General features: G+C 64.1%; 10 protein-coding genes. 7 read left to right on the forward strand and 3 right to left on the reverse strand.

From position 1 onward, the window contains the following. Nucleotides 1-2 precede the first annotated feature (2 nt). The 4 genes from EG799_RS05070 (at nucleotide 3) to EG799_RS05085 (ending at nucleotide 5981) form a co-directional block, all read left to right on the forward strand. Nucleotides 3-1181, forward strand: a complete 1179-nt coding sequence (locus tag EG799_RS05070; protein ID WP_234029029.1) for a TrbI/VirB10 family protein — start codon at nucleotides 3-5, stop codon at nucleotides 1179-1181. 7 nt (nucleotides 1182-1188) lie between these two features. After that, nucleotides 1189-2205: a P-type DNA transfer ATPase VirB11 gene (gene virB11 / locus EG799_RS05075; protein WP_123879125.1), complete on the forward strand. Its 1017-nt coding sequence runs from the start codon at nucleotides 1189-1191 to the stop codon at nucleotides 2203-2205. A gap of 81 nt (nucleotides 2206-2286) precedes the next feature. Then, nucleotides 2287-4452 (forward strand): RNA degradosome polyphosphate kinase, encoded by a 2166-nt coding sequence (locus tag EG799_RS05080; protein ID WP_123882804.1) that lies wholly within the window; start codon nucleotides 2287-2289, stop codon nucleotides 4450-4452. Beyond that, nucleotides 4449-5981, forward strand: coding sequence for a Ppx/GppA family phosphatase (locus EG799_RS05085; RefSeq protein WP_123879127.1), 1533 nt, complete (start codon nucleotides 4449-4451; stop codon nucleotides 5979-5981). Before EG799_RS05080 ends, EG799_RS05085 begins: the two co-directional genes overlap by 4 nt. Here the strand turns inward: EG799_RS05085 and EG799_RS05090 are convergent. The 3 genes from EG799_RS05090 to EG799_RS05100 are packed head-to-tail and all read right to left on the reverse strand — an operon-like array spanning nucleotide 5969 to nucleotide 9604. Then, entirely contained in the window at nucleotides 5969-7936 is a 1968-nt protein-coding gene (locus EG799_RS05090; RefSeq protein ID WP_123879129.1) for a TonB-dependent receptor plug domain-containing protein, read from the reverse strand. The two genes, EG799_RS05085 and EG799_RS05090, sit on opposite strands and share 13 nt — an antisense overlap. Before the next feature lie 35 nt (nucleotides 7937-7971). Continuing rightward, nucleotides 7972-8550, reverse strand: a complete 579-nt coding sequence (locus EG799_RS05095; protein WP_123879131.1) for a hypothetical protein — start codon at nucleotides 8548-8550, stop codon at nucleotides 7972-7974. A 31-nt stretch (nucleotides 8551-8581) separates the two neighbouring features. Continuing rightward, nucleotides 8582-9604 (reverse strand): sensor histidine kinase, encoded by a 1023-nt coding sequence (locus EG799_RS05100; protein WP_123879133.1) that lies wholly within the window; start codon nucleotides 9602-9604, stop codon nucleotides 8582-8584. A gap of 237 nt (nucleotides 9605-9841) precedes the next feature. Between EG799_RS05100 and folD the strand changes: the two genes are divergently transcribed. From folD to EG799_RS05115, 3 genes are read left to right on the forward strand one after another with little or no spacing between them, the layout of a single operon-like run. Next, nucleotides 9842-10789 (forward strand): bifunctional methylenetetrahydrofolate dehydrogenase/methenyltetrahydrofolate cyclohydrolase FolD, encoded by a 948-nt coding sequence (gene folD, locus EG799_RS05105; protein ID WP_123879134.1) that lies wholly within the window; start codon nucleotides 9842-9844, stop codon nucleotides 10787-10789. Continuing rightward, nucleotides 10786-12282: a flavin-containing monooxygenase gene (locus EG799_RS05110; protein ID WP_123879136.1), complete on the forward strand. Its 1497-nt coding sequence runs from the start codon at nucleotides 10786-10788 to the stop codon at nucleotides 12280-12282. The genes folD and EG799_RS05110 overlap by 4 nt, the downstream gene beginning before the upstream one ends. Next, entirely contained in the window at nucleotides 12279-13043 is a 765-nt protein-coding gene (locus tag EG799_RS05115) for a competence/damage-inducible protein A (RefSeq protein WP_123879138.1), read from the forward strand. Before EG799_RS05110 ends, EG799_RS05115 begins: the two co-directional genes overlap by 4 nt.

The following is a 13043-nucleotide window of genomic DNA, read 5'->3' on the forward strand; positions in this document are numbered from 1 at the left end:
TCATGAAACTCGCAATGCGCCTTCCTGAGACGACGCGACAGGCCGCGGCGAACGATGCCGACCCGCGCGATAGCGAATCGACCGAGATCATAGATCTGGCCAGCCGCACGTCCTATCCGGCGGTCGCCAATCGCAAGGGCAGGTCCGACGCGCTTGGTCTTGCCGCCGGCGTTGGCTTCGTCGCCCTGCTCGGTGCGGCTACCTTGTGGGGACTGAACGCGAGCCGGATGAAGGAAGAGACCGCCCCGGGCGACGGCGCTGTGCAGACCGCGTCCGTCGACCATTCCGCGCAGACCCAGGCCGGGTACGCTCCGACGCTTATTGACGATCTTCCGGGTGCAGACGAGGGCACCGCGGGGGGATACGGTCCCGTTGCCGACCCGGCGCCCAGCCCCGTGCTGGCGCGCGAACCCGGCGGTCAGCCCGGCTACAACCCGACCGCCAATCCCTATTCCTCGCCCACGCTGGTCTTCGACGGCGGGACCGCGCCGACCAGCGCGGCAAACGCTGCTGCAGCAGCCGAGCAAGCGATGGCCACGACGCCCGAAGGCAGCGTCGTTCCGGGCGGCGGCGCAGCAGGCGAGTTCGCGGCTCGCGTCGGCGGTGTCGGGGGCGGTCCCGCGATCGCACGACGCGACGTCAATCCCGCGACCACGGTGACGCAGGGAACGATGATCCCCGCCATTCTCGAAACCGCGATCAACACCGACGTGCCCGGGTTCGTCCGGGCGGTGGTCAGTCAGGATGTGCGCAGCTTCGACGGCAGCCGGGTTCTTATCCCGCGCTCCAGCCGTCTGGTCGGTCAGTACCAGTCCGGATTGCAGGCCGGTCAGCGCCGGGCCTACGTCATTTGGACGCGGGTCATCCGCCCGGACGGGGTTACAGTCAGCCTGCAGAGCCCCGCCACCAGTTTCGATGGCACCGCCGGGTTGCGGGGCGACGTCGACAGCCATTTCTTCTCGCGCTTTGGTTCGGCCATGCTGCTTTCGGTCATCGGCGGCCTGTCAAACCTTGCCACCGGCGGCGCGTCGGTGGTGCTGGGTGGCGGGCAGAGTGCCGCGAACACCGCGCTTCAGCAGGACGGTCAGCGTTCGCCGACAGTCCGCGTGCGGATGGGTGAACCGATCCGCGTCTATACCGCCCGCGACCTCGACTTCGGGCAGGCGCCGCGCGCCCGCTGACCGGTCGATGAGCGCCGGGGTCCATGAGCTGACGGAGGCGACGGTCGCCGAAGACTTGCCGCAGGTACCCAGCGGTTCGGTCTATCTCGACGCCTATCTCGCGCCGTTCCGCGAATGGCTCGACCGCGATACCGTTACCGAAATTCTGGTCAATCGGCCGGGCGAAATGTGGGTGGAGGACGCTGCCAGCCCCGGCATGACGCGAGTGGAATTGCCGGCGGTGGACGACAAGCTGGTCCAGCGTCTCGCAGAGCAGGTTGCCCGCATCAGCCATCAGGGTATCAATCGCGAACATCCGCTTCTCGGCGCGACCCTGCCCGACGGCGCGCGCATCCAGTTCTGCGGGCCGCCCGCCACGCGGCGACACTGGGCGATGGCGATACGCCGTCACCGCCGGCTCGACCTTCCCCTGGATGCCTACGATTCCGGTCCGCTGAAACCAAGGGACGAGGCGGAGATGCCCGATCCGGTGCAGCAACCCGTTCCCTTTCTCCGCGCCGCCATCGCAGCCCGCAAGACCATTCTCATTTCAGGCGGCACCAGTACCGGGAAAACGACCTTCCTCAACGCAATGCTCGGTGAAATTCCTCGCGACGAACGTGTCGTGCTGGTCGAGGATACGCCCGAACTGCGGCTGCCGGGTGCCAATGGAGTCGGCCTGGTGGCGGTCAAGGGAGAGCTGGGAGAGGCCAAGGTCGGTCCGAACGAATTGCTGCAATCGGCCTTGCGCCTCAGGCCCGATCGTATCGTTCTGGGGGAATTGCGCGGAGCGGAAAGCGTCAGCTTCCTGCGCGCCATCAATACCGGCCACCCGGGAAGTTTCTCCACGATCCACGCCAATTCGCTACGCGGGGCGCTGGAGCAGCTCTCGCTGATGGTCATGCAGACCGGAATCGGTCTGACCCGGAGCGACACCATCGCCTATGCCGCCAACGTCATAGACGTGATCGTACAGCTCGAACGCAACGATGGCAGGCGTGGGATAGCGGCGATCGCGCGCTCGGCAGACATCGCCGAGGCTTGACCCGCGCGCCACATGGTTGTCATCTGACGGGACCAAACGGTGACCAGACCCGTTGTCAGACGTCACCAGTCGAGCGTTCCGATGAGCACCGTTCCCGTTCCCGCACCTGTTCCCACCAGCACCGATCCCGACGCGCTCACGCTGCAACAGCGATACTTCAACCGCGAATTAAGCTGGCTCGCCTTCAACGACCGCGTATTGGAGGAGGCGACGCGACTCGATTACCCGCCGCTCGAGCGGCTGCGCTTCCTGTCCATTTCGGGCAGCAATCTCGACGAGTTCATGATGATCCGCGTCGCCGGACTTGCGGGGCAGGTTCGTACCGGCGTTGCGGAAACGTCGATCGATGGGCGTACCCCGCGCCAGCAGCTCGCTGCCATCAACCAGCGCTTGCGCGAGCTTGAGGCCAAGCAGCAAAGGGCCCTGCTCGACCTGTGCCCGCTGCTGGAAGAAGCCGGCATCCACATAAGGGGCGAGGACCGGATCGACGACGGGGCGGAGGAATGGCTGCGCCAGTACTTCATCGATTCGATCATGCCGGTCATAACTCCGCAGGCGATCGATCCCGGCCATCCCTTTCCCTTCGTTGCGAACATGGGAATCGGCGCGCTTTTCAACCTGACGCGAGAGAGCGATGGCAGCGCGCTCGTTGAAATGGTGCTGATACCATCCGCCCTGCCGCGCTTCATCAGAATTCCGGGCGAAGATGCGACCTATGTCGCGATCGAGCGGCTGGTCTGTCGTTATGCCGAACTGCTCTTCCCTGGATTCCGCGTGAACGGCGACGGTGTGTTCCGCGTACTGCGCGATAGCGACATCGAGGTGGAAGAGGAGGCAGAGGATCTGGTGCGCTTCTTCCGTAGCGCGATCCAGCGCCGCCGCCGCGGCCAGGTCATCGCGCTGGAGATCGACGAGAGTTTCGATCCCGAAGCCGAGGAATTGCTGCGCGACAAGCTGGGGCTCGAACAGGCGTTCGTGACCAAAACCGAGGGGATGCTGGGTATCGCGGGCCTGGATTGCGTGGTCGCCGAAGATCGCCCCGACCTCAAGTTCACGTCCTACTCGCCGCGCTTTCCCGAACGCATCATGGAACACGATGGCGACGCATTTGCCGCCATCGGGGAAAAGGACATCGTCATCCACCACCCGTACGAAAGTTTCGAGGTGGTGGTCGATTTCCTCCGTCAGGCCGCCCGCGATCCCAAGGTCATTTCCATCAAGCAGACGCTCTATCGCGCGGGTCAGCAATCGCCTGTGATCAGCGCCCTGTGCGCCGCGGCGGAAGCGGGGAAGTCGGTGACGGCAGTCGTCGAACTGAAGGCTCGTTTCGACGAGGAGCAGAACCTTAAATGGGCGGGAGAGCTGGAACGCTCCGGCGTGCAGGTCATCTACGGTTTCGTCGACTGGAAGACCCATGCCAAGGTCTCCATGATCGTGCGCGAGGAAGAAGGCGGGTATCGCACCTACTGCCATTTCGGCACCGGCAACTACCATCCGCTTACCGCGAAAATCTATACCGACCTGTCCTACTTCACCGCCGATCCGGCGGTGGGACGCGACGCGGCCAAGCTGTTCAATTTCGTTACCGGCTACGTCCGCCCGCAAAAGCTCGAACAGCTCGCGATCAGTCCGGTGAACATGCTGGAAGTCCTCCAGGCCGACATCGAGCGCGAAATCGGCTTCGCCCGCGAAGGCAGGCCCGCCGCGATCTGGGCAAAGATGAACTCGCTCACCGAACAGGGCATGATCGATCTGCTGTACGATGCCAGCCAGGCGGGGGTGCAGATCACGCTTGTCGTGCGCGGCATCTGCTGCCTTCGTCCCGGCGTTCCCGGCCTGTCGGAGAACATCCGCGTGAAGTCGATCATCGGCCGTTTTCTCGAGCATAGCCGGATCTATGCGTTCGGCGGGGGGGAAGAACTGCCCGGCGACAAGGCCCGTGTCTACATCTCGAGTGCCGACCTGATGGATCGCAACTTGCACCGGCGCGTCGAATACCTTCTCCCGATAGAGAATGCGACCGTTCACGATCAGGTGCTGGAGCAGGTGTTGCTCGCCAATCTTCTCGATACCGGGCAGAGCTGGCTGCTGGACGGGGAAACGGGGGAATACGAGCGCATGACGCATGACGCCGAAGGCTTCAACTGCCACGATTACTTCATGACCAACCCGTCACTCTCCGGGCGCGGCGATGCGTTGAAGGACAGCCGCGTGCCGGATCTGTCGCTACGCAAGGGAGCGATATGATCGCTTCGGCAAAGCGAGACCTTCGCCTGAAGCATGACGGACCGCAGCGGGCGGTCATCGATATCGGCTCCAATACCGTGCGCCTGGTGGTCTATTCCGGTCCGCCCCGGGCACCTGCGGTTTGGCTTAACGAAAAGGTCACCGCCCGCCTGGGGCGCGATCTCGCGACGACCGGACGAATACCGGAGGACGCGCGAGAGTTGGCGCTGGCCGGTCTTGCGCGCTTTGCTCTCATCTGCCGCGATATCGGCGTCGCCGATGTCCAGACCGTGGCCACCGCTGCTACGCGGGACGCCTGCAACGGTCCTGCCTTCGTCGAGTCGGTCGAGAAGCTGGGTCTCGATGTGCGAGTCCTTACCGGAGAGGAGGAGGCGGAAGCCAGCGCTTACGGTGTAATCGGCGGTTTCCCAGGCGCGCGCGGCGTTGTCGCTGACCTTGGCGGCGGCAGTCTGGAGCTTGTCGCCATCGAGAACGGTAAAACCTCACACGGCGTCAGCCTGCCGCTCGGCACGCTACGCCTGCCAGCACTCAGGGAACGCGGTCCAACCGAATTCCGCAAGGCGGTGAAGAAAGACCTGACCCGCGCCGACTGGGCGCGACATCACGACGGTCCCCTCTACATGGTCGGCGGCACGTGGCGCGCCCTGGCAACCTTCGCCATGCACAAGTCTGCCTATCCCCTTACCGATCCGCAGGCGTTCACGCTGCGTGTGGACGAGGCCGAAAAAATCGCCCGCAAACTCGAGAAGGCGGACCCGAACAAGCTCGAGGACATACCAGGCATCTCGTCCTCGCGCGCTGCCGGCCTGCCGGATGCCGCGGCCATGCTCCGCCCGCTGTTGAAGGCGCTTAGACCCGATGGGCTAGTCTTCTCTTCCTGGGGGCTGCGCGAGGGTCTGTTATACCGCTCTCTCGATCCGCTGGTAGCGCAACGCGACCCCCTGTTGGCCGCGATTGCTCATTTCACCGAACCGCGCGGGGCAAGCATGTCGCATGCTACCCAGATTGCCGCCTGGACGAGCGAGGCTGCTCGCGGTGGGGAGCGCACGCATGAAGGCGAGGAGCGGCTTCGACTGGCGGCGATGATGCTGGCAATGGCCCAGATGCGGCTCGAGCCGAACATGCGGCTGGCGCACAGTTTCGACTGGGCCATGGAAAAGCGCTGGCTGGGCCTTTCTCACCGTGGTCGGGCCCTGATCGGCGCGGCCCTGCGCGGGGCGTGCGGCAACCCCGAGCCGACCGATGCGCTGAACCTGCTGGCCAGCGGCAAGTCCCTGCGCGAAGCCGCCGGCTGGGGACTCGCGTTCCGTTTGTGCCGCAGGCTTGGCGCGGGGTCGCGCGCCTCCTTGCTGACCAGCAGGCTCAATCGAAGTGATGATGCGCTGACGTTGTGGATCGAGCCAGAGCGGATGGAACTCGTCTCGGACATTGTGAAAAGCGAACTGGCGACCCTTGCGGAGTGGCTCGACCTCGACTGGCGGATCGAGGAAGGCGTGCCAGCGCATGGAGCGGAAGGTCAGAACCCGTAGCGCAACCCTGCCCATACGGTACGAGGCGTGCCGAGATCGGTCTGGTCGCCACGGTTCAGCGTGATGATCTTCTCGTCGGTCAGATTTTCCACTCGCCCGACCAGAATCAGCGCCCTCGTAACCGGAATCTGTCCGAACAGGTCGAGGGTCGTGGCCGCGGGCAGCAGGTAGGTCTCCAGATCGTCTTCGAACTGCGCGCCGGTGTGGCGAAGCGTCGCGGAAACGGCGGTACGAGGCCCCGGCCTCCAGCCGAGAGTGGCGCTTGCCGCGACGCGAGGCGTCTGCGCGGGTCGCAGTCCGTTGAGGGCGGCGGCGAGGCCAGTGCCCTCGACCTCCGCGTCAGTCAGGGCCAGTGAAGCCGAGGCATCGAAATGATGCCGGGCGTAGCGACCACCAATTTCAATACCGCGCGCGTGGATAGCATCGAGATTGCGGCGCTGATTGGTGTCCTCGCCGATCGTGACGTTGGCGATGGCGTCTTTCACCCGGTTATCGAACGCGGTCAGCATCAGCGACGCGCCGGGGGCAGGGCGCCAGTCGATCCCTGCTTCGTATCCCTCCAGGCGTTCCGGCTTCAGTCGTGCATTGGCCAGGTAAGTGACCGGAAAAATCTGGTAGGGACGATAAAGCTCGTTAAGCGTCGGCTGGCGCAGACCGGTATAGACTGCGCCGCGCAGGGACACGGTGCGAGATGCCGCGTAAACCGCACCGCCGCGCCAGGAAAACAGCCAGTCGGTGCGATCGGGATAGAGCGTGCGTCCGTCAGCGATCGTCTCGAAATATCCGTCCCGGATGATCGAACGGTCGAGACGAATCCCGCCGGTCAGCTTGATATCGCCGCTTACCCAGTCGTCTTCCACGAACAGGCCGGCGTCTTCGTTCACCCCGCCCGCCTGCCTCAGACCCGAAAAGGCGTTCACCTCTTCCAGATTGCCGCTCGCCCGGCGATAATCGAGGCCCATTCGCAACGTATGGGCGTCGGCTATGGGGGGCCGCAGTTCCAGCTTCCCCCCGAGTCCGGTCGACGGCGTATCACGCTGATTCAGAACCGGCTCGAAACTCGAAGACGAGATCACGACGTTGGTGAAGTTGCGCCACTGGGCATAGACGATCGCATCGGCTTGCCAGGAACCACGAGCAATCAGGCGTGCGGAGATATCCTGCCCGTCATTCGTGCTGTCCGCCCCTTCGAACCGCAAGGTACGGGAATCCCTGAACGACAGGCCGCGCAACTGCGCTTCCAACCCGCTTCCCAGCGGCTGGACCAGCCGGGCGCTGACGGACCAGCTATCGAACCGCGCACGCACCGTTGCGGGAACGCGTTCGCCGACTGGCGTGGTGTAAAAGCCCCGGCCGCGATCCCATCTGCCCGACAAGACGGCGTATCCGTCGGCCAGGCTTTGTGCCAGCGTAGCGGAAGCCTGCGTTTCCGCGCGATCGTTAACCAGCGACTGCGCGCTCAGTGGCCCGAGCGTCGCGGCATCGGCGCTATCGAGTTCCACGGTGCCCGCCAGCGCGCCCGCGCCGAACGGACCGGAGCCGCTGCCACGCGTTACGCGCACACTCGCCAGTCGTTCGGGTGCGACCGCATTGAAGGGAACGTAGCCGAAGAATGGATCGGTAAGCGGCACCCCATCGAGGAGGACGAGCGTGCGCGTCGTCGCGTTGCCTCCGAGCGCGCGCAGCGTCAGTCCCTGTGCCGTCGGATTCGAAGCGCGGCTGTCAGAGCGGCGGAAGGTCTGTATTCCCGCCACGTCCGCCAGTACATCCTCGAGCCGTCCGGAGGCGGTGGTGACAATCCGTTCTCGTGGAAGGGTCACGGTCGCGTATGCCGGCGTCGCCGGCGTTTCCTCCAGGCCATCGCCGAGCACAACGATCACGGGCGTCTGGTCATCATCCTGCGCGGCGGCGGGAACGGACAGACAAATGGCGAGTGTATAGAAGACCTGGCGCATGGCGGAGCTCGCCCTAACGCCGCGCGAGCTTGGCGTCACGCGCGCATCATCACCCAGCCTGCTACCTCGTCGCTGCGATCAACCGGTTCGCTGATCTGCACTTCCGGTGGCACGCCGATCTGGAAACCGGTCGCCCATAACCCGAAAGCTTCAGGCCAGTACCCCCCGGCGCCTACGATCGCCCGGTTGAAGGCGTTCCATTCTGCCTGACAGGTGAAGGCTTCACACGAACCGTTCGAGGATGGCGACAGTTGCGCGGCAAGAGCGTATCCCGCCTCGCCGAGTTGCGCGATCACCGGGTTTGCGAGGCGATACGAAGCAAGGCCGGCGACGATGCGCGGTCGTGCGCGGAGTGTTGGTCGCACGGCCGCTGCGGCATCGCCGGTCAGCGCCAGAGACCGCGCACTTCCCTGTCTGACGGCTTCAGCGAACCGTACTCCGGCGGTTTGACCGGGATCGTGAAACAGTCCGGGCGCGACCTGGACCGTCGGCTTCCCGCGGCCGAGTTCCCACCAACCCGCCCCCGCAGCCACGGGCAAAGCGGCAACGGCAATCAAGACCGAGCGACGGGGAAATTCGGGAGACGTCCCGGAAAGAGCGAACGTTTTGGCCATGATTGAATGGACGAGCGCCCTTCCCGACTACTCAGGCACCATCCGCGCTTGCCAGCACAAGCCTGCAACCCCCGTCGGTGAGGGAAATATCGCTTGTCGCGCAAGCCTGACGGGCGAACGCGTCCATGAGGCGCGTCCCCACGCCGCCTCCGTCCTTGCCGCGAAGTGCGTCGGGTGCCCCCGCAATGCCTACTCCGTCGTCAGAGATTTCCAGCGTCCAATCATCGGCCCTGCCGCGGAACGCCACCTCCACGCGCCCCTTGCGATCGTCGGGGAAGGCATATTTGGCACAATTGGTGAGCGCCTCGTTCGTGAAAAGGCCGATCGCGACGGCAATTTCGCGCGGCATATATATATTGGCCGCCTCGACATTTACCGTGATCCCATCATGGAAAGCCCCGGCGCCGACACGGTCAACCACATCCTCGAGGTAGTCGCGCATGGCGACACGCGCACCCTCGCCCTGTGTCTGGGCCAGATTGGCGTAGGCTCCGGCGAAGGAATGAATGCGCGCTATGGCAGTGTCGAGCGCGTTCTCTACTTCCTGCGACCCGGCCCGCCGCTTCTGCATTTCCAGAAGACTGGCCGCGAGCGCGAAATTGTTCTTCGTACGGTGCTCGAGTTCCTGCATCAGAACGATGCGCCGTTCGATTTCTTCATCCCGTTCGGCCATCGCGGTTCGCACCGCGCGGCGGAAGCCTTCGGCAAAGACAACGACCACCAGAGCGGACGCGGCATTGATTGCCACGCGCGATGGATCGGTAGCGACTTCGAACTGGAAAGACTGCGGAGCAGGCAGAACGAAGTACCATGCGTAGAGGAACGCTATGGTGAACGCGGTCAGGCCTCCGCGCCAGTGCCCGTATAGCGTCGCGATGAGCACGGCCGGGTAGACCAGCGCGAACGGCCCGGCCAGTGCCGCTACCGTATCGAGCAAGGAACGTAGCGCAATCATGGCCAGTGCGGCGAGCACGCCGAACAGGATTTCGACCAGGTGCCGGCTGCTGCCGCGCGCGAAGCGGCGGCTAACGTCGAAACTGGCAAGCCGCTTCATTGCCACCCGAACCCCTCAAAGCGCCGCGTATGCCGGCCAACTGGGCCGATGTATTGCGATATCCCTCAAAAGCCTATGAAATATTCCGAGTGAGGCTCGCAAGATAGGCATGCCGGGCATGCAATTGAACACTGTCGGCGAAGCCGCGCCCGAATGGCCGGGAAACCACTGGCAAAGGGGTGCCATTCGCCACGTGCGCCCTTATAGGACGCAGCGAAACCGATCGGAGGAGCGGCCATGGCCGACATCATCGATGGTCGCGCTATCGCCGGCCGGCTCGACGAGGAAACCAGGACCAAGGTGGAGGAATTGGTCGCTGCGGGCTGCCAGCGTCCCGGGCTTGCGGTCATTCTGGTGGGAGATGATCCGGCCAGCGAAATCTACGTCCGGCACAAGATCCGCGCATGCGAAAGGGTTGGTATCCGTTCGAGCAAATACGCGCTGCCCGCCGATACCGGTCAGGAAGAGCTCCTTGCGCTCATCGAAGCACTGAACGACGACGATACGGTTCACGGCATTCTCTGCCAGGTTCCCCTGCCCGACCAGATCGATACGAGGTTGGTTCTGGGCGCCATCGCTCCCGAAAAGGATGTCGACGGCTTTCATCCGGTCAATGTCGGACGATTGTCGACTGGCACCGGGGGCATCGTGCCGTGTACGCCGCTGGGCGTAATGATGATGCTGGAAACCGTCATCGACCGGTTCGAGGGGCTGGATGCGGTGGTCATCGGCAAGTCCAACATCGTCGGCAAGCCCATCGCCAACCTGCTGCTCGATGCCGAATGTACCGTTACCGTTACGCATATTCATACCGCAGGCCTTCCCGAGATCGTGCGACAGGCCGATATCGTCGTCGCGGCCGCTGGCGCGCCCGAACTCGTGCGCGGCTTCTGGATCAAGGAAGGGGCGGTCATCATCGATGTCGGCATTACCCGCGTTCAGACGCCGGAAGGCAAGACCCGGCTTACGGGCGATGTCGCTTTCGACGAGGTGCAGCATGCGCGCGCCGTCTCGCCGGTGCCGGGCGGCGTCGGACCGATGACGATCGCCTGTCTCCTGTCGAACACGCAACGTGCCGCAAGGGCCATGATGCTGGGCGAGCGAAGCCGTGACCCGGGCATCGACTACGCAGATCTGCCGACGCGCAGCGTCCTGGCAGGCGGAGCCACGGCGGGCGAACGATGAGCGGACCGGTACCTTCGCCCGATGTCGATATCCTGATCGTTGGAGCCGGTATTTCCGGCATAGCGATGGCCGGGCATATCGCCCTGGAATGCCCACAGCGTAGCTACGCCATTCTGGAACGGCGCGCCAATATCGGCGGCACCTGGGATCTGTTCCGATATCCGGGCGTCCGTTCCGATTCCGACATGCATACGTTGGGCTTCGAATTCCAGCCTTGGACGCACGAAGACGCCATTGCCGATGGTCCGGCGATCCTCGAATATCTCGAACGGACGGCGCGCGAGTGCGGTGCGCTCGACCGAATTCGTTTCGACACGCTGGTCGTTTCGGCAAACTGGGACAGCGCCGGGGCGATGTGGCAAGTGGTTTCGCGCACTACCGATGGACAGGAGAGCGTTTGCAACTGTCGCTGGCTCTACCTCGCCTCGGGCTACTACGATTATGACGAACCCTACGACGCCCGCCTGCCCGGGCTGGAAAAGTTCGGCGGAGAGGTCGTGCATCCGCAGTTCTGGCCCCAGGATCTGGACTATGCCGGCAAGGCCGTGGTGGTTGTCGGCTCGGGCGCTACAGCGGTGACGATCGTACCTGCGATGGCGCAGACGGCAGGTAGCGTCACGATGCTCCAGCGCACGCCGACCTGGATGGGAGAAGGACCACGGCGGGACAGGATAGGCGAGCTGTTGCGCCGTTGGCTGCCCGACCGCCTTGCCTATTTCCTCACCCGGCAGAAAAACATCGCGCTCAGATCCTATTTCTTCGACCTGTCGCGCCGCAAACCCGCCAAGGTCGCCGAAATGCTGCGCCGCCGTCTGCGCCATGCGCTGGGACCGAAATACACGGAGGAGCATTTCGAACCTCCCTACAACCCGTGGGAGCAGCGCCTCTGCCTCGTCCCCGATGGCGATCTGTTCGCCGCGCTGAAGGACGAGCGCGCCCGGATCGTGACCGGTCACATCGAAGGTTTCGACAGTGACGCGGTCCGCCTGACTTCGGGGGATCGTTTGGCGGCCGACATCGTCGTCACCGCGACAGGCCTGAAGCTGGTGATGGGTGGCAAGATCGACCTGACCATGGATGGCGAGCCGATCGATTTCACCGAGCACTTCTTCTATCGCGGAGCGATGTTTTCCAATGTCCCGAACCTGGCGATGGTGTTCGGCTACCTCAACGCCAGCTGGACGCTGCGGGCCGACAATGTCGCCCGCTACGTGACCGCCGTGCTCAACCATATGGAAAACACGGGCAGTACCGTAGCCATGCCGGTTCTGGCGAAGGACGCCGAGCCCCAAGTCGCCGAACCGTTCGATTATACATCGGGCTATCTGCAACGCGCACTGTCGCTGATGCCCAAGAACGCGGCGAACCTGCCCTGGAAACTCAATCACGATTATCTCGAGGATCGGCGGGATTTTCGCAACCGACCTGTGGCGGACGGATTGCTGCGCTTCTCCAATCCGGCTGAGCTTGACCTCAAGGATGCCGCCGAATGAACGCTTCCGATAAGATCTGGACGGCAGCACTCGTCGTCATCGGGGACGAGATCCTCTCGGGGCGGACGCATGACAGGAATATCGCCCAGCTGGCCAGCTGGTTGCAGGTTCAGGGTATTCGCCTGGCCGAAGCGCGCGTGGTGTCCGACGACATGGACGCGATTGCAGAGGCGGTGAACACTCTGAGGGTCCGCAACGACTATCTCTTCACCACCGGCGGCATCGGACCGACGCATGACGATATCACCGTCGATGCCGTGGCACGGGCGCTCGGCGTTGGCGTGGTCGTCCATCCGCAGGCGAGAGCGATCCTCGAACGCTATTACGCCGACAAGCCCGGGGGTCTGACCGAGGCACGGCTACGCATGGCGCGCGTGCCTGACGGGGCGGACCTGATCGAGAACCGCATGTCCGGGGCACCGGGCATCCGTATCGAGAACATCTTCCTGATGGCGGGGGTTCCGCACATCACCGCCGGCATGCTCGATTGGCTGACCGGCAGGCTGGAAGGCGGCGCACCTCTCATCTCCGAAACGGTTGGCTGCTGGACGGCAGAAAGCGAAGTCGCCGGCATTCTGCGCGAGGTGGAGAAGGCGCATGCGAACTGCCAGGTCGGTAGCTACCCCTTCTTCCGCGAAGGCCGGGTCGGAGCCAATTTCGTCATTCGCTCGACTGACCGGGAGGAGCTGGACAGCGCCGTCGACACGCTGTGCGAAGCGCTCGGCGAAGAAGGTTACGACTTCACGCCGGGCGGCATCTGA

It is taken from the genome of Aurantiacibacter spongiae, assembly GCF_003815535.1.
Lineage (GTDB): Bacteria > Pseudomonadota > Alphaproteobacteria > Sphingomonadales > Sphingomonadaceae > Alteraurantiacibacter > Alteraurantiacibacter spongiae.